The sequence below is a fragment of the Vibrio astriarenae genome, from assembly GCF_010587385.1.
Classification (GTDB): Bacteria; Pseudomonadota; Gammaproteobacteria; order Enterobacterales; family Vibrionaceae; genus Vibrio; species Vibrio astriarenae.
The window spans coordinates 1,445,464-1,462,936 of sequence record NZ_CP047475.1; the positions used below are offsets into that span (position 1 = coordinate 1,445,464).

Annotated in this window: 15 protein-coding genes; 14 read left to right on the forward strand and 1 reads right to left on the reverse strand. The window is 45.7% G+C overall.

Going from position 1 to position 17,473, the window contains the following annotated elements; genetic code table 11:
• Positions 1–136: 136 nt before the first annotated feature.
• The 5 genes from GT360_RS06865 to eno all read left to right on the forward strand — a co-directional run bounded on the left by GT360_RS06865 (position 137) and on the right by eno (position 6,847).
• Positions 137–1,081, forward strand: a complete 945-nt coding sequence (locus GT360_RS06865) for a carbohydrate kinase family protein (protein ID WP_164648157.1) — start codon at positions 137–139, stop codon at positions 1,079–1,081.
• A gap of 193 nt (positions 1,082–1,274) precedes the next feature.
• Positions 1,275–2,870 (forward strand): solute:sodium symporter family transporter, encoded by a 1,596-nt coding sequence (locus GT360_RS06870; RefSeq protein WP_164648158.1) that lies wholly within the window; start codon positions 1,275–1,277, stop codon positions 2,868–2,870.
• A gap of 216 nt (positions 2,871–3,086) precedes the next feature.
• A complete protein-coding gene (locus GT360_RS06875) occupies positions 3,087–4,565 on the forward strand; it encodes an aldehyde dehydrogenase family protein (RefSeq protein WP_164648159.1) in 1,479 nt (492 codons plus the stop codon).
• 9 nt (positions 4,566–4,574) lie between these two features.
• Complete coding sequence (locus GT360_RS06880; protein WP_164648160.1) at positions 4,575–5,549, forward strand: phosphotransferase; 975 nt, start codon at positions 4,575–4,577, stop codon at positions 5,547–5,549.
• On the forward strand, positions 5,549–6,847 hold the full coding sequence (gene eno, locus GT360_RS06885) for a phosphopyruvate hydratase (protein WP_164648161.1): 1,299 nt from the start codon (positions 5,549–5,551) through the stop codon (positions 6,845–6,847). The genes GT360_RS06880 and eno overlap by 1 nt, the downstream gene beginning before the upstream one ends.
• 66 nt (positions 6,848–6,913) lie before the next feature.
• Here eno and GT360_RS06890 read toward each other — a convergent pair whose 3' ends face one another.
• Positions 6,914–7,672: a hypothetical protein gene (locus GT360_RS06890; protein WP_164648162.1), complete on the reverse strand. Its 759-nt coding sequence runs from the start codon at positions 7,670–7,672 to the stop codon at positions 6,914–6,916.
• Between the two features lie 314 nt (positions 7,673–7,986).
• On the opposite strand from GT360_RS06890, the gene GT360_RS06895 reads away from it, so the two are divergent.
• The 9 genes from GT360_RS06895 (at position 7,987) to GT360_RS06935 (ending at position 17,457) form a co-directional block, all read left to right on the forward strand.
• Complete coding sequence (locus tag GT360_RS06895) at positions 7,987–9,345, forward strand: RICIN domain-containing protein (RefSeq protein ID WP_164648163.1); 1,359 nt, start codon at positions 7,987–7,989, stop codon at positions 9,343–9,345.
• 397 nt (positions 9,346–9,742) lie between these two features.
• Entirely contained in the window at positions 9,743–10,534 is a 792-nt protein-coding gene (locus GT360_RS06900; RefSeq protein WP_164648164.1) for a transporter substrate-binding domain-containing protein, read from the forward strand.
• Between the two features lie 13 nt (positions 10,535–10,547).
• On the forward strand, positions 10,548–11,216 hold the full coding sequence (locus tag GT360_RS06905; RefSeq protein ID WP_164648165.1) for an amino acid ABC transporter permease: 669 nt from the start codon (positions 10,548–10,550) through the stop codon (positions 11,214–11,216).
• Between the two features lie 11 nt (positions 11,217–11,227).
• Positions 11,228–11,878 (forward strand): amino acid ABC transporter permease, encoded by a 651-nt coding sequence (locus GT360_RS06910; RefSeq protein ID WP_164648166.1) that lies wholly within the window; start codon positions 11,228–11,230, stop codon positions 11,876–11,878.
• Positions 11,865–12,593 carry an amino acid ABC transporter ATP-binding protein gene (locus GT360_RS06915; protein WP_164648167.1) on the forward strand — a complete coding sequence of 243 codons (729 nt, stop codon included), beginning with the start codon at positions 11,865–11,867 and terminating at the stop codon, positions 12,591–12,593. The genes GT360_RS06910 and GT360_RS06915 overlap by 14 nt, the downstream gene beginning before the upstream one ends.
• A 38-nt stretch (positions 12,594–12,631) precedes the next feature.
• Positions 12,632–13,444, forward strand: a complete 813-nt coding sequence (locus GT360_RS06920; RefSeq protein ID WP_164648168.1) for a MurR/RpiR family transcriptional regulator — start codon at positions 12,632–12,634, stop codon at positions 13,442–13,444.
• A 25-nt stretch (positions 13,445–13,469) separates the two neighbouring features.
• Positions 13,470–14,663: an amidase gene (locus GT360_RS06925; RefSeq protein WP_164648169.1), complete on the forward strand. Its 1,194-nt coding sequence runs from the start codon at positions 13,470–13,472 to the stop codon at positions 14,661–14,663.
• Positions 14,660–16,231 carry a gamma-glutamyltransferase family protein gene (locus GT360_RS06930; protein ID WP_164648170.1) on the forward strand — a complete coding sequence of 524 codons (1,572 nt, stop codon included), beginning with the start codon at positions 14,660–14,662 and terminating at the stop codon, positions 16,229–16,231. Before GT360_RS06925 ends, GT360_RS06930 begins: the two co-directional genes overlap by 4 nt.
• Positions 16,228–17,457 carry a pyridoxal-phosphate-dependent aminotransferase family protein gene (locus GT360_RS06935; RefSeq protein ID WP_164648171.1) on the forward strand — a complete coding sequence of 410 codons (1,230 nt, stop codon included), beginning with the start codon at positions 16,228–16,230 and terminating at the stop codon, positions 17,455–17,457. The genes GT360_RS06930 and GT360_RS06935 overlap by 4 nt, the downstream gene beginning before the upstream one ends.
• Positions 17,458–17,473 lie beyond the last annotated feature (16 nt).

Genomic DNA, 17,473 nt, shown 5'->3' on the forward strand with positions numbered 1-17,473 from the left:
TCCACTCATACTGGCTAAGAATCCTCGAAAGAAAACGCGTATAGATTTTGAAACCATGGTAATCAAAATCCATTTAACTGGGGCTTAGCAAGTGAAACCTAATTGTTGACGGTAATGTCGGTGACAGGGGGAAATCATGAAAACAGTGGCTTGTGTCGGGATGGCGGTGGCTGACTTGATCGTTGGCCCACTAGAATCCTTCGAGTTTTGTGACGACGTAACCTTGGTTGATCACGTCAATGTTAAGCCAGGAGGCGATGCGGCAAATGTCGCGTTAAATTTGGCTGCGATGGGAGTGGATGTCAGTCTTTATTCAAAGCTTGGAGATGACTTGTTTGGCCGTCACCTATTGAAGGTATATCGCGTGCGTGGAATTGGGACCAAAACACTCTCTATTTCAAAGAAACACGCAACGGCGGTTGCGATAGGTTTAGTTCAACATGATGGCGAGCGTGTTTTTCTTTATCAAGGTGGAGCAGTGGATGCACTGACAATGGATGACATTAAAATTGGCGATGTTCTGGCGAAGGATATCCTCCATACCAGTGGTTTTTACCTGTTACCTGGATTAGAAAACAGTGGGTTAACCGAGTTGTTTTATACCGCGAAGCGGCAAGGGAAAATGACCTCACTCGATGTTGGATGGGATGTCCAAGGCCGGTGGCTAGAGAAAATAGAGTCTCTTTTACCTTCGCTTACTTACTTTTTGCCCACTCTCAAGGAAGCGCAGCAAATCGCGCAGAAAATCTCGATTGAAGACTGTGCAGCCTTTTTTATTAGAAAAGGCGTTGAGGTTGTCGTGATTAACGCGGGCGTTGAAGGGGCCTATGTTTGTGAAGGGGAACGAAGCTATTGGGTTCATGGTGAACCGATGAGAAAAATCATTGACACTACCGGTGCAGGAGATGGCTTTGTTAGTGGGTTCCTAGCTGCAATAGCACGTGGCTATAGCATTTTTGAGGCGGTTAACGTCGCTAACAGAGCAGGGGCTGCGGTTATGCAACAGTATGGAAGCAGCGGCGCAATTACTCACTTTGAACAAGTGGATACTGCTAAAAAGTGTCATGACACAGTTATTTGAAACGTCGGCAGAGTATCGAGAAATAATAGTGTTACAAGGCGAACAATCTAAAAGCAATAAACCAAAACGATAACAAAGAAAGCGCCGCTTAAGGCGGCGCTAAAAGACAACAACAGTGAAGAGATGATTTTCAACCATTAGTGCTCAAAAGAAGCGCAATGGAATCCAATAACGTGAAAACAAAGGAATTACTATGATTATTCCAATCTCATTTGCTTTAGTGACAGGGGCGGTAGCGCTCGGGTCGTGGTATAAAGTTCGAAGTAAAAAGCGTGAACAAGAGTCCGCTACCTCCTATTTTCTGGCGGGCAGAGGGTTAACTGGTGTACTTATTGCGTCCTCATTGATGCTAACTAACCTTTCTACCGAGCAGTTGGTTGGTCTCAATGCACAGGGCTACACAGCTAATATGACGCCGATGGCATGGGAAGTGTGTGCAGCGTTAACCCTGGTCGTGGTGGCTCTTTATTTGTTACCCAAATATCTCAGTGGCGGTGTGACGACCATTCCCGAATTTATTGAAGGCCGTTTCGGCAAAAGCACGATGTACTTTTGTACCTTCCTATTTCTCTTCGGTTATGTGTTGAACCTCTTACCCCCAATTCTATATACAGGTTCGGTGGCCCTTGGGGGAATCTTTGATATTTCTGGCATTTTCCAAGTCTCTTACTGGGGCAGTATTTGGATAATGGTGGTTTCTATTGGTCTGGTAGGGGCGTGTTACGCCGTTTTTGGTGGTCTTAAAGCGATCGCCTATTCCGATACATTTAACGGTGTTGGTTTGCTTGTAGGTGGTGTGGTCCTTATTCCGCTATTTGGCTTGTCAGCGTTGGGAGAAGGCAGTGTTGTAGCCGGCTTCCAGCACCTCATGACCGAACATCCCGAAAAGCTCAATGCGATCGGTGGTAAAGACGATCCGGTTCCTTTCTCAACCTTTTTCACCGGTATGTTGATTCTCAATCTCTTCTATTGGGGAACAAACCAGTCGATTATTCAACGAGCATTAGGCGCACAAAACCTCGCAGAAGGACAAAAAGGGGTACTGTGGGCAGGTATGTTGAAGCTACTGGGTCCATTCTTCTTACTGATCCCAGGTATTATCGCGTATGCGATGTTTGGTCCTGATCTACCTAACGGTGAAGTTGCTTACCCAATGTTGGTCCGTGAGGTGTTGCCGACGCCTTTGATTGGTTTCTTTGCTGCAGTTTTGTTTGGTGCAATTCTGAGCTCATTTAACAGTGTATTACACAGTACTTCTACCTTGTTTACCTTGAACGTGTATAAGCCACTGATTAACAAGAATGCAAACGACCGTGATCTTGTTAGAACCGGTAAGATGTTCGGTGCGGTCGTGGGATTGTTTGCGATCTTGGTTGCGCCATTTATCTTTTATGCCCCCGAGGGTTTCTACCAGTATTTCCAAACCATCAATAGTTTCTATATGGCGCCGATGTTCACCATCATTGTGGTGGGCTTGGTGACAAAGCGTGTCCCGGCGATGGCAGCAAACATCGGTATTGTAGTGTTTATGCTAGCTTATGCACTGACAAGTTTTGTGTTTAAACCTGACATTCATTTCCTACACCTAACAGGCATATTATTCCTCGCAACAGCGGCTTTGATGCTGGTGATCGGACACTTCTTCCCACAAAAAGAGGTGTATGAACCAGAAGCAAAAGATGAAGTTGAATTGACGCCTTGGAAACACGCTAAAAGGTTCTCTGGTGTGATCTGCATTGGTGTTATTGCACTTTATGTCATTTTCTCGCCTTTGGGGATTGCTCAGTAGGTGAACTATTTTAGGCAAGCCGGCGGTGCAACGCCTTCCTGCTAAGCTGTCGGCTGCCTTTCTTTGACAATAAAACTGCCTTTTACGGTGGTGAAATCACTACCTGAAACCGAGCTGGTTTTATAGGTGAAAGCGCACATTGAAGTGGTAGTCCTTACGTTTCAATTGTGACAGCAAGTCCTCATGATCAATCCAATAACACAAGGAGTGTTTGTTATGACAATCCAGACGTTACACCCTAAAACTTTATCTTTTTTAGAAACCAAACCACTTCCAATGTTTGTCAACGGAGAATGGAAAAGCACGAAACACACATTAAGCGTGGAAAACCCGGCAACGGGTTCGCAGATTGCCCAAGTCTGTTTGGCAGACGCACAAGATGTAGATAGTGCAGTGATGGTGGCAGAGAGTGCGTTTGCACCATGGGCAGCATTAAGCCCTGCGAAAAGGGCTGACAAATTAACCAAGCTCGCGGAGCTTATTCAGAGAGATGCTCAAGTGCTCGCCGATTTAGAGTGCGTTGATGTGGGTAAGCCTGTTGCTGCGGCGATGGGGTTCGACGTGCCTTTTGCTGCTCAATGCTTTGAGTATTTTGCACAGGTCGCGCAAGAAACAGAGTATGAGATTGAGCTGGGTTTAGAAGTGACCGATAGCCAGACAATAAAGCGACCTTATGGTGTGGCGGCTTTTGTTTTTCCATGGAATTTCCCTTTGACGCTCTGTGCTTGGGGCATCGCACCAGCGTTGGCTGCGGGAAATACTGTCGTCATCAAGCCGGCCTCAGAGACACCGTTATCCACCCTGTATCTAGCGAAACTCTGCGAAGAGGCTGGATTTCCAAGAGGCGTCGTCAATGTGGTCACTGGACAAGGAAGAGTTGCAGGTGAAGCGTTAATCAATCATCCAAAAATCAAGCTTATGTCGTTTACAGGATCGACAGAGGTGGGTAAGCACATTGGTGAAGTGTGTGGAAGAAACTTGGTTCCGGCGAAACTAGAGCTTGGTGGTAAAGGTGCTGCTGTTGTGTGCCGCGACGCCGATGTTGATGCCGCAGTCGAAGGGCTGACTGGTGCGCTAACTCTCAATGCTGGGCAAGTATGTTGTACCGCTTCTCGATGGTACGTACACGATTCGATATACGATGAGTTTGTCGCTAAAGCGAAACAAGCGTTCGAAGCAATTCCTATCGGTAATGGCTTGGATTCGGAATCGGTTATGGGACCGATGTGCACTCACAGACAGATGAGCAAAGTATTGCAATGTATTGCTGAAGCGCAAGCTGCCGGAGCCGAGATTGTTACAGGTGGTGACAGGGTCACTGATGATGAGCGACTAAAAGGTTACTTTGTTCAGCCTACATTGCTGGCTGGCAAAGATGATAACCCGTGGGCACAAGAAGAAATTTTTGGTCCAGTGGCCTTCTTACTCAAATTTACTGATGAAGATGAAGTCGTTGAGCGTGCAAATCGTAACCCTTACGGTCTTGCCAATAGCGTGTGGACTCAAGATATGGTTAAAGCAAAAGATATCGCTGCGCGCTTGGTGTCAGGTAATAGTTGGATCAACGCTCACAATGTCTTTGAGTATGGGCTTCATTATGGTGCTTGTAATCAAAGTGGTTGCGGTGGTGGTGTCAACAGTCGCGCCACATTCGAAGGTTATCTCAGACACCAGTCTGTGGCGGCAATCCGATAGAGGTTATGCATGATTTTAGACATATTGAAAAAGCACAATGTCGTCTGTAAAGATCATGCGACAGCCACTCCGCTAACAGGCGGAGTGAGCTGTGAGATCTATTTAGTCGAAGATGATAATAGCCGTTTAGTGGTTAAACGGGCATTAGAGAAGCTCAAAGTAGAAAAAGAGTGGTTCGCAGATACCAGTCGTAATCTGTATGAGCAACGCTATTTGAAATACGTTGGTGAGCGCTTTCCTCAGTACGTTCCAAAAATACTGCACTCTTTTGAAAAAGAGCGTCTGTTTACGATGGAGTATTTTCCAGAGCGTTTTAAAGATTGGAAGAAAGCGTTGATGAAAGGGGAAGTGAGCGCAACGATAGCAAACCATATCGGCCAAGCACTGGGCAATATTCATAAATCGAGCTGGCAAGATCCCGATGCAGAGGCTCAATTTGATTCTGATAACAATTTTTATCAGTTGAGGTTAGAGCCTTACTTTGAATCCATGCTTGAAGAGCACCATGACCTTAACACACAGCTAAAGTCTCTTTGTTTATCAGTGAGCACCACGAAAAAATGCTTAGTCCATGGTGATTTCAGTCCGAAGAATATTCTGGTATCAGACGATGAAGTGAAAATCGTCGATTGTGAGGTTGCTTGGTATGGTGACCCAGCGTTCGACGTCGCGTTTATGTTGCATCATTTGATGCTGAAAGCGATGCACTTCAATGATCCTCATTACGTCAATGCTGCCGATGAATTTCTAGCAGCCTACAAAAGTGCTGTGGGAGAAGGGCTCTATCTTGAGGTAAATGAAGCGAAAGTCGCAAAGTTAGTTGCTGCGATGATGCTTGCACGCATCGATGGTAAATCACCTGTCGAATATCTATCAGAGCAGGAAAAAACCACAATGAGGTCCAGCCTCAAAGCCCTACTTAAACAGACATTTACGACAGTTCACCATTTAACAGAAGAGCTAGGATTAAGGAGCAATAAATAATGAAGATTTTATCTGTTGATGCTTATCAGATTTTTGACTCTCGAGGTCAGCCCACCGTTGAGGCTGTGGTGATATTAGAAAATGGTGTACAGGGTATCGGCTTAGTCCCTTCCGGTGCATCGACTGGACAATTTGAAGCGTTAGAGTTACGTGATGGTGATAAAGCCCGTTTTTTAGGAAAATCGGTATACCAAGCAATCACCAATATAAAAACTGAACTCGCACCAGCGCTAAAAGGCAAAAGCGTTAATCAGCAATCTGAGTTAGATAAGCTTATGTGCGAGATTGACGGGACAGCGAACAAGTCTCGCTTAGGTGCTAATGCGATATTAGGCGTTTCATTAGCGATAGCTGATGCCAATGCCAAAAATCACGGACTACCGCTATTTAAAACACTGTCGCCAAACTGCTCTGCCAATTTGCTCCCACTACCGGAAATCCAATTAGTGGGAGGGGGGGCTCATGCGCAGTGGCGCACAGATATCCAAGACTTCTTACTAATAGTGAATGGTGCAAAAACCTACAACGAAACGCTAGAGGTCACTTACAACATCTATCGAACCGCCGAAATGATGTTGAAAGAGCGTGGGTTATTAGCAGGTGCAGCAGATGAAGGTGGTTTCTGGCCAACTTTTGATAGCCACGAAGCCATCTTTGAGTTTGTCGTTGAAGCCATTGCTATGGCCGGTTATCAGCCGGGCATTGAAGTCTCTATATCCTTGGATATTGCAGCGAGCGATCTATACGCCAATGGTCGCTACCACTTACCTTTGGATGGCAAAAGCTATACGTCAGAAGAGTTTTTGGCTTTGATGTTGGATTGGTGTGAGCGCTATCCAGTCTTGTCAATTGAGGACCCATTCGCCGACACGGACTTCGCGGCTTGGAAAGCCTTTACTCACGCTGTGGGAGATCGAATTCAAGTGATTGGTGATGACTTGTTTACCACCAATCTAACGCGGATCGAGCTGGGTATTGAACAGAAACTCGCAAACAGTGTTCTCATCAAATTGAATCAAGTTGGTACGGTATCAGAAACTCTGCAAGCCATAGCGATGACGCAAGAGGCAGGTTGGTTGCCTGTAGTCTCAGCTCGCTCAGGGGAAACCGAAGATGCATTTATTAGTCACCTAGCGGTGGCAACCAACTCAGGCCAACTGAAAGTCGGTTCTTTTACCCGCAGTGAGCGAATGGTGAAGTGGAATGAGGTCATTCGTATTGAGCGCGCTTTGGAGGGACAAGCTAATTTCGTTGGTGGTGACATCTTTAATAAATTGAGAGAGTTAGAGCTGGTATAAAGCACTTTGAGCTTATTGGCAATGGCAGGCGCCGACGGTGATTCATCGTCGGCGTTTTTTTATTGGCTAGTAAAGGTTGAGTTGGCGTTGATAAGTACTTTCGTTAGTGTTGTAACGAAATGAACCCGATAGGGCATTAAAGTATTGAACTAACGGAGCTTCTTGACCCAAAAATTGATTATCTAGCGCGGATTCGTTCTCACATCCATTGTCAACACGATTAGATGTTGGCGAAGTGTAGACGCAGTCGTACTGCTGTGTATTGTCGTTCCAGCGTTTGGTTTTGCTGGTGGTTCCAATAGTGGCACTTGCCTGCTTAATATTGTCGAAATCGAAGTTGTCGACGACTTCTATGCGGTCGAAGGGAAACTCACCTGAAAACACAGCTTTCCTCATTGTAGGCGTACTGGAACTGCTCAGTGACTTGTCAGAAAACTCTTCTGTCGCGATGCCGGGGCGAATTTTGCGCGTTGCATGCAAGTTAGTTCTATTGTTCGCGGTGTAAAATCTGAGCGAAAGAATACCGTCTTCCTCTACAGGCTGACCAAACTCAAACCACTCATACAGTGTCTCAGTTGTTCGGTATGTGGTTTTAGCGGGGGCGCATTCACTGTGTAAAACCTGACGTCCAAATTGGCTGTATCCAATTCGGGTTTCTCTGCCAGTGTCGATTCGATACACATCTCGCGTGCCAAACGAGCCATCAATATCACGATTATCAACGGTGGTGCAGCGAGAGCCTCCACTCACGATGGAGATATTACACCCTGAAAGAAACAGGGCTAAGAAGAGAGCAACTGCAATGCGATTAACATAGAACATCATATACCTCCGTTATCGCTGTATCTATAAGTCTTACATAGACTGAGGGGGTTGCAAGTTTGCCACTGTGTGTCTTTTACCGTGACATGGGAAAGTCAAAGAACAAGAAAATCTTTATTGGATTAGGTGAGCAGGCCTCTCTTATTTTCAGTAGCTTGAGATCACCCTTACTACACGTTTAGTGGTATTGAATAGTCAATTATTTGTTAACCAAAGGTCTCATTTTGGTAAATTAAAACTGGTTAATTGGTCAATGTTTGATCTATCTTTGTTCGCGAGTAGAAACTTACTCTTCATAAACAAACAAAGGAATGAGAATGAAATCCATAATTAAAACTCTGACATTGCTACCAATATTTTTAACTAGCACGACGTTAATGGCTGAAGACTGGCGAGAAATCCCCATTCCAGCACCGTTAGAAGATGGGCAGAGCTGGGAGTTACAAGAGGCATACTCTGATTCGTTTAATTATACGGGTAAGGGCGACTCTTTCCGTAGTAAGTGGAATGATACCTACTTTCACGGTTGGACAGGACCTGGTTTAACCTATTGGCAAAGTGATGAGTCATGGGTAGATGATGGCAACTTGATAATCAGTGCCTCCCGTCGTCAGGGAACAGAGATGGTGAATGCGGGCGTTGTGACGTCTAAGACAAAAGTGAAATATCCTATTTTTCTGGAGGCCAATATAAAGGTGAGTGGCTTAGAGCTATCATCAAATTTTTGGCTTCTTAGTGAAAATGATCAACGAGAAATCGATGTATTGGAAGTGTATGGTGGCGCTGAAGACGAATGGTTTGCCAAAAATATGTCAACAAACTTCCATGTATTTTTCCGCAATGAAGACAACTCAATTCGTAGCGATTTCAACGATCAGACCCACAATGAGCCGCAATGGGGTACTTATTGGCGTGATGGGTTCCATCGCTTTGCGGTGTATTGGAAAAGCCCAACTGAAGTGACTTTTTATATCAATGGCATAGAGACACCGAAAGGTTCTTGGGAAGACGTCGTAATGAAAGATAAAGATTACACGGGAGCCATCCTAGATAAATCAACCTACAACATGGATCAAGAGATGTTCATTATTCTTGATACTGAAGACCATTCGTGGCGTTCTGAGGCTGGAATAATCGCCAAAGATGAAGACCTAGCAGATGATAGTAAGAACAAAATGTATGTGGATTGGATACGTGTTTATAAGCCAGTCGGTGGAGATGACAATGGTAATGTGACCGTACCGTCAGGGTATACAAACACACAATTTGTGCATAGTGACTTGTGTTTGGATGTCAAAGATGGAGCAACTTGGAACGGCAGTACTTATCAGCAATGGGTGTGTAATACGGGCAACCCGAACCAACGATTTGGGTTTGAAGAAGTCGCGACGGGAGAGTATTTAATTAAATCCAAACGTAGTCAACTGTGCTTAGAGCTCAAGCCCGGTAGCAATCAATGGCAGGACGGTGCCATCATTCAGCAATATGTGTGTAATTCAGCTGAAGAGAATCAACGTTGGACGCTATTTGATAAAGGCAGCCAGACGTTTGAGATTCGAAGCAAGGCAACAGGTAAGTGTTTAGAGCTTGCTGACAATCAGGGAAGCAACGGCGGGACAGTGCAGCAATGGTCATGTGATGGTGGTAATAACCAGCGATTGAAATTTATACAATAACCGTCGGCGCTAATAACCCTGTTGGGTTAAAAATCTGTAGCTCAGATACAAGACAGCCCGCAATAAAAGCGGGCTTTCTTGCTTAGTCGTCAGACTCGACTCCTACCATCGGCTCAATGCTTTACATTCGTGAACGCATGATCGCCAGATCATTAAACAACCCTGCCTTTATTAACCCCCAACTGCAAAGCGCCATGTTTCATAGGCTATCTGACCCTATTTGGGGAAGATGCACCACGATAAGACAATTAATGCATATTTTTAACTATCCATTCTATTGGCTTATATAATTAAATGGCTGTTTTTTATGGATTTATCTTCATTTCTTTCATTTGGCACATTCGTTGCAAATTGTACGTTAGTTGTTTCAATCGTTTCAGAATAAAGGAATAATTCTATGAAAACTTTAAAGGTAGTATTTACGTTATTGCTGACCGCTTCATTATCAATGGTGTCGTTGGTTGCGAAGGCATCCCAGTTAGATGTCATTCAACAACAGGGCGTTTTGAAAGTTGCTGTTCCCCAAGATTTCCCCCCTTTTGGTTCCGTTGGTTTGGATCTGAAGCCTCAAGGCTATGACATTGATATGGCAGAGTTTTTGGCAAAAGAGCTCGGTGTCAAATTAGAGTTGGTACCAGTAACAAGCGCGAACCGAATTCCTTACCTACAAACACGTAAAGTAGATCTCATCATCTCTAGCCTTGGTAAAAATGAAGAGCGTAAGAGAGCCATCGATTTTACTCATGCTTATGCACCATTTTTCTTGGGCGTCTTTGGTACTGATGGAGAAGCGGTTTCCTCAGCTGAAGATCTAAAAGGCAAGGTGGTTGGCGTAACTCGCGGCTCAGTTGAGGATATTGAATTGAGCAAATTGGTATCGGCAGACACTGTGCTTAAGCGCTACGAAGATAACAATGCAACGCTATCAGCTTACCTATCTGGTCAGGTGAGCTTGATTGCAACGGGTAACTTGGTGGTCACTGAAATCGCTAACCGTCACCCAAGTAAAGCGCCTCAGGTTAAGTTCATGCTGAAAAACTCGCCTTGTTATATTGGTCTTATGAAAGGTGATGTGGTTCTGCAGAACAAAATTAACGAGCTGATCACTAAAGCAACAGAAGAAGGCACGCTAGAGTCTATTTCCCAGAAATGGCTTAAGGCGTCATATCCAGCAGACTTAGGCGCATAACTAGGATTGCCTCATGACGTATTCATTAGACTTTGCTGGACTTGCTCCTTACCTGCCGCAGTTTGCGGCAGGTGTATGGACCACTATTCAACTTACTTTGTTATCAACATTTTCTGGTCTCGTATTGGGCACCATTTGTGCCGCGGGGCGCACAAGTCGTCTTAAAGGGTTACGAATAGTTTGTGCAAGCTATATCGAATTGATTCGCAACACTCCTTTTATTGTGCAGCTTTTCTTCATCTTTTTTGGCTTGCCTGCGCTCGGACTACGACTGAGTGCGTGGGAGGCGGGTGTTTTAGCCATGGTAATGAATTTGGGTGCGTACAGTGCGGAGATCATTCGTGCTGGCATCGAGGCTACGCCAAAGGGACAGTGGGAAGCAGGTAAAGCACTGGGGTTGACCAAAGTACAGACCCTGATTCATATCGTGTTGTCGCCGGCTTATCAGCGAGTGTATCCGGCTATTGTGAGTCAATGCATTATTGTCATGCTTGGCTCCGCTGTTGTGTCTCAGATATCACTCGAAGAGCTAACATTTGCAGCTAACTTTGCCCAGTCACGCAGTTTCTTGAGTTTTGAGGCTTACATGTTGACCGCGGCGATTTACCTTCTACTCGCGATTTTGATGCGCTTTATGTTCGCAAAAATCAAGCAAGTTAGCTTTAAAAATCCATCAATTTAGAGGCGTAGAATATGGTTGAGTTTTCTGACTGGGATATTTTCCGAAACTTATTATTGGCTGCCAGATGGACAGTATTACTTTCTCTTCTAGCATTTGTGTTTGGTGGAGCGCTAGGGGCGATTCTCACTTTTCTGCATAGTACTAAGAGCCCACTATTTAGGGGAATAATCAAAGTTTATGTAGAGATATTCCAAGGTACACCGTTACTTATGCAGCTGTTTCTAACCTTCTTTGGTATATCACTGCTAGGTATCGAAATAAGCCCATGGACGGCGGCAATCTTGTCACTAACACTATTTAGTAGCGCATTTTTTCATGATATCTGGCGTGGCTGTATCGAAGCATTGCCCAAAGGTCAGTGGGAGGCATCTAAGTCTCTGGGCTTGACCTACTTTGACACAATGAAGCACGTGATAGCACCGCAGGCGTTTAAGATTTGCATTGCCCCTACCGTCGGTTTTTCTGTGCAAATAGTGAAGGGGACAGCATTGGCCTCAATTATTGGCTTTGTAGAGCTGACGAAGGCCGGAACCATGCTCAACAATGCAACGTTTCAACCGTTCAAAGTATTTGCCTTTGTTGCTGTTCTCTATTTTTTAATCTGTTTCCCACTATCAGCGTACGCTCGTTACTTGGAGAGTAAAAATCATGTCACTGGTTAGTATTGATAAAGTCCATAAATATTATGGCGAAAACCATGTTTTAAAGGGCGTCGACCTAAAGATCAAAGCGGGAGAAGTCGTATCGATTATCGGGCGCAGTGGCTCGGGAAAAAGTACATTATTGCGCTGTTTAAATGGCCTTGAAACCTATGAAGAGGGCGCAATTGTCGTAGATCGCCAGGCGGTCGAAAATGATGATTATAAACTGCGTATTCTCAGTCGCAGTGTTGGCATGGTTTTTCAAAGCTTTAACTTGTTTCCACACAAGACTGCGGGTGAAAACATCATGTTGGCACCCATGCTAGTCCTAAACAAGAGCCGTGAAGAAGCGAAAGTTCTCGCGCAAGATTTGTTGGACAAGGTTGGCCTATCAGACAAGTTTGATGCATACCCAAGCAACTTATCAGGTGGCCAGCAACAGCGCGTGGCCATTGCTCGCTCGTTGGCTATGTCTCCAAAAGTTCTGTTGTGTGACGAGATTACTTCAGCACTCGACCCAGAGTTAGTTGGTGACGTTCTCGAAGTATTAGAGCAACTCAAAGCAGAAGGAATGACATTGATTCTCGTGACTCATGAAATGAATTTTGCGCGAGATGTCGGTGATACCGTGGTGTTTATGAATGAAGGCAAAGTATGGGAAAGCGGTGAGAGTAATGCTGTTTTTGCCAACCCGCAGACACCTGAACTGCAATCATTCCTTTCAGCGGTTCGTTGATTGAGAACATTGAACAGAATTCAAGGAACGGAAGATATATGACCAACCCGATGTTAGAGCGGATCGCTGAACACTACAGCGAGCTTACGAACAATAATCGCCGTATTGCTGATTACTTGATGGTGAACCCTGAAAAAATCCTAATACTGTCGACCAATGAGGTGGCTCAAGAGTGTTCGGTCTCCAAAGCGAGTGTCAGTCGTTTCATTCGAAAATTGGGTTATGAGGATCATGGAAGCCTACGCAGTGAGCTATTGGATGAGCGCGACAAAGGCACGCCAATGACGATGCCTCTCGGCCCGTCGACGTCGGGTTTTAATGCAGAAGTCGCGGCTCTAGGTACGCTTTGGAATCAATTGGAAAGCATGGAGCTAAGCTCCGTTATTGAGTGTTTAGCGAGGGCGCCTAAAGTCAAAGTTATCGGGTACCGAAACAGCTACCCAGTGGCAATGCACTTTCGTCAACAGTTGCTTCAGTGTCGACCACAGGTGGAGTTGCTGCCAATTCCGGGGCAGACCATCGGTGAAGATATTGCCCAGATTGGCAAGGATGAGTATGTGGTTCTCGTTGGAATACGACGCCGGATAAAGGGCTTCTCCGAGTTGGTTGAACGTTTGCCTCGTGAGCAAACGCTTTTGATTACGGATCAGACGGGCATTAAATATCAGTCACAGGTTGCGTGTACCTTGGTTTGTCCAATGGGAAATGATCGTCCTCTTGATAGTTATGCTGCGCCAATGGCACTGGTTTCTTACTTAAGTAATGCCGTATATGACGAGTTGGGGCATCTGTCTCAAGAAGTCAGTGACTCAATTTCAAAAACGTACAGCATTTTGAACGAATTAGAATAAAAAAAGTGAAAGTTGGACGGGATAAATGACAGTAAAGTACAGCGATCAAAGCGTATATTGCGCTCAGGGTCCAAAGTTATTACCGGCGCTTGAGCATGGAGTGTTGGATGGTTTGAGCTTTGTGTTTAAAGACCTTTTTGATATCGAAGGGTATGTCACAGGAGCAGGTAATCCAGCCTGGCTAAACACCCATGAACCAGCAAGCAAAACTTCTCAACTAGTTCTCAAGTTACTTTCTCAGGGAGCAAAGTGCTTAGGACGAGTCCAAACCGATGAACTGGCGTACAGTCTAAATGGTGTAAACATTCACTATGGCACGCCACTCAACCCTATCGCACAAGATTGCCTGCCAGGAGGCTCGTCAAGCGGCAGTGCAGTGGCGGTAGCCCGAGGCGATGTGAGTTTCTCTTTGGGTACCGATACGGGCGGTTCAGTGCGAGTTCCTGCGAGTTATTGTGGTCTCTTTGGTTTGCGCCCTACATGGGGAAAGCTATCTTTGGAACACTGCTTTTCGTTAGCGAAGAGCTTCGATACCGCAGGTATTTTTAGTCAAGATCTCTCAATTATCGAGCGGGTTTACCAGGCACTTTGTGGAGTAGAACAAAACGGCAACCCATCAAAAACACTTCTGCTAGATAACACCTTATCTGCCCTTATGGGGGACGAACGACTCGCCACAATAATGCGTCTGATAGAGCGCTCTGGCATATCGCTGATTAAATCAGACCTTTTAGGTAAAGGGCGTTACAGCTTAGAAGAGTTAAGTCTTTTGTTCAGGCAGATCCAGGGGTATGAAATCATAGATGAGCACAATGATTGGCTAGAACAATGGCAGCATACCCTTGATACACCAATTCAGAAGCGAGTGGAGTGGTCACGTACGCTATCGTCTCATGACTATCTACAGGCAAAACAGAGACAAAATGTGTTTGCTGATTGGTTAGAAGAAGAGTTGATGAAAGCTGATGCGATGCTATTGCTTCCCACCACACCTGGAGCACCACTAAAACTCAATATGCCAGATGAAGAGTTAGATCGATATCGCTCAGACCTTATGGGACTCACCAGTATCGCAGGGCTGAGCGGCACACCCCAACTGCATATTCCGCTAAGTGGCTTAAAAATCGGGCCGTGTGGTGTTTCTCTTTTAGGTGTTAAGGATAGTGAAATGTCCGTTATCCAAACAGCCAAAATGTTGACTAAAGGAGAAAGGGAATGACCTTTCAAACGTCTTTTACAGCGCCTCATTTTAAAGCGGCACAGGTGGGCCAGCAGATCCTAGACAATGGCGGGACAGCCAGTGAAGCCATGGTTGCTGCTGCCGCGATGGTCGCTGTGCAATATCCACATATGAATAGCATAGGTGGTGACGGGTTTTGGTTGATTTGTCGTGAAGGAGAAAATCCAATTGCTATTGATGCTTGTGGTCGTTCTGCAGCATCTCTCGATGTTGATAAATATCGAGCAATGGGCAGCGAATTACCAGAAAGTGGAGGTGAGGCCTCGATTACCATGGCGGGTACGATTTCTGGCTGGCAGAAGGCGTTAGAGGTGAATAGTGAAGGCATGTCGCTAAGCGAACTCCTGGCTCCAGCAATCCAAGCTGCACGAGAAGGGGTAGAGGTGACACAAAGCCTAGTCAATGCGAGTGAAAAAACGTACCAGCGCCTTAAGCACCTTACAGATTTTTCGAACTTATATCTTAATCATCAACAAGTCTTAGCTAAGGGTGATGTTATCTATAACCCTGCACTCGCTTCGACTCTAGAGCGCCTGTGTGAAGCAGGGTTAGAAGACTTTTATCGTGGTGAGCTGGCAAGTCAGATGGCACAGGAGCTGCAACATCTGGGCAGCCCGCTTACGCTAGAGGATTTTCATAGTCATTACGCTAAAGTGAGCCAACCGCTAAATGTCGAAACATCAAAAGGTCAGCTTTATAACTTGGGGGCGCCCACCCAGGGGCTTGCCTCTCTTCTGATTCTGGCTATTTACGATCAATTATCCCCTCAAGCGAGTAACGAGGTTGAACATATTCACCTATTAGTCGAGGCGACTAAGCAGGCCTTCATTATTCGAGATCAGATGATAACTGACGAAGAGTACCTGACTCGACCATTGCAAGGTTTCTTGTCACAAGCCGTCATTGACCGCTGTACATGCAATATCTCACTGAGTAAGGCAATGCCATGGCCCCATGATGCCAAACCGGGCGATACCATATGGATGGGTGCAACAGACCAATACGGGACCATGGTGAGCTTCATTCAAAGTATCTATTGGGAATTTGGCTCTGGTGTGGTGTTACCGTCATCCGGTGTGCTCTGGAACGTAAGAGGAAAAAGCTTCTCTTTGGACCCGTCGCATCACAATGTGTTGGCTCCAAATAAGAAGCCATTTCACACGTTGAATCCAGCCTACGCTGAGCTGAATGACGGGACTCGTATGGTCTACGGCACGATGGGAGGAGAGGGGCAGCCGCAGACACAGGCTTGCCTATTTAGCCGTCATATTTATCAGAATCTATCACTGTCTAGTTCCATCGCAATGCCACGTTGGTTATTAGGTCGAACTTGGGGTGATAGCACGAATAATCTGCGACTTGAGCAAGAACTGTATGACACCTATGCACAACGGCTAATGGAGCTAGGGCATCAAGTCACAGCCGTCGACAATCTTAATGAATTAATGGGTCACGCCGGGGCAATCACTCTGGATAAGCAAGGAAAGGCCATCGCCGCAAGCGACCCTCGAAGCGATGGTAGAAGTTATGTAGGAGAACAACAATGACCAATCAAACGCTATTTGAAACCCTAAATCCACCGCAACGCTTACTTATGGGGCCAGGGCCGATCAACGCCTACCCACGCGTTCATCAAGCGATTTCGCAATCCTTGATTGGCCAATATGACCCGGTAATGACGGGTTATATGACTCAAGTACAGTCGCTGTACCGAGGCGTTTTTGCAACGAAGAATCAGCAAACGATGTTGGTTGATGGCACTGCTCGAGCAGGTATTGAGGCAGTGTTGGTCTCGGTGCTAAAGCCAGGCGATAAAGTGCTGATTCCAATTATTGGTCGATTTGGTCACCTGCTGTGTGAGATTGCCGAGCGTGTGGGTGCGGTTGTACGGACCATTGATATCGAGTGGGGTGAAGTTTGCCCTGCAGAATTAGTCGAAAAAGAGATCAAGACCTTTCAACCCAAGCTCCTTGCTACCGTACAGGGTGATACTTCCACAACGATGAATCAACCGCTTAAGGAGTTAGGTGAACTTTGTCAGCGCTATGGTGTGTTGTTTTACTGTGACGCGACGGCTTCCATTGCCGGAAATGACCTAAAGGTTGATGAATGGCATCTTGATGCGGTATCAGCAGGTCTACAGAAATGCTTGGGTGGACCTTCAGGTACAGCTCCGATTACTTTAAGTGATCGCTGTGCAGAGATGATTAACCACCGTAAACATATCGAAGCAGGGATCAAGGCGGATCATCACCAAACGGGTTCAGATGAAGTTATTCGTTCTAACTATTTTGATTTGGCGATGATCATGGATTACTGGGGCTCTGAACGTTTAAACCACCATACTGAAGCAACAAGCATGCTTTACGCTGCACGTGAATGTGCGCGACTGTTTTTGGAAGAGGGTGTGGATACAGTGATTGCACGCCACAAACTAGCCGGTGATGCGATGGCGAATGGGCTAAGAGCGATGGGGTTAGAGTTGTTTGGTAATCAGGCTCACAAAATGAACAACGTTGTTGGTGTGTATATTCCTTCAGAAGTAGACGGAGATAAAGTGCGTCAAGAGCTGTTGCATAGTTTTGGTATTGAGATTGGCACTTCATTTGGTCCCCTGCATGGAAAGATTTGGCGTATTGGTACGATGGGCTACAACGCTCGTCAAGAAGCGGTCCTCACCACGCTTGCTGCCTTGGAGGCGGTTTTGGTGCGCAACAAGGCAAAGATTATTTCAGGCCAAGGCGTTATCGCTGCGATGGAACACTACGCATAAACAAGGAATGGCTTGA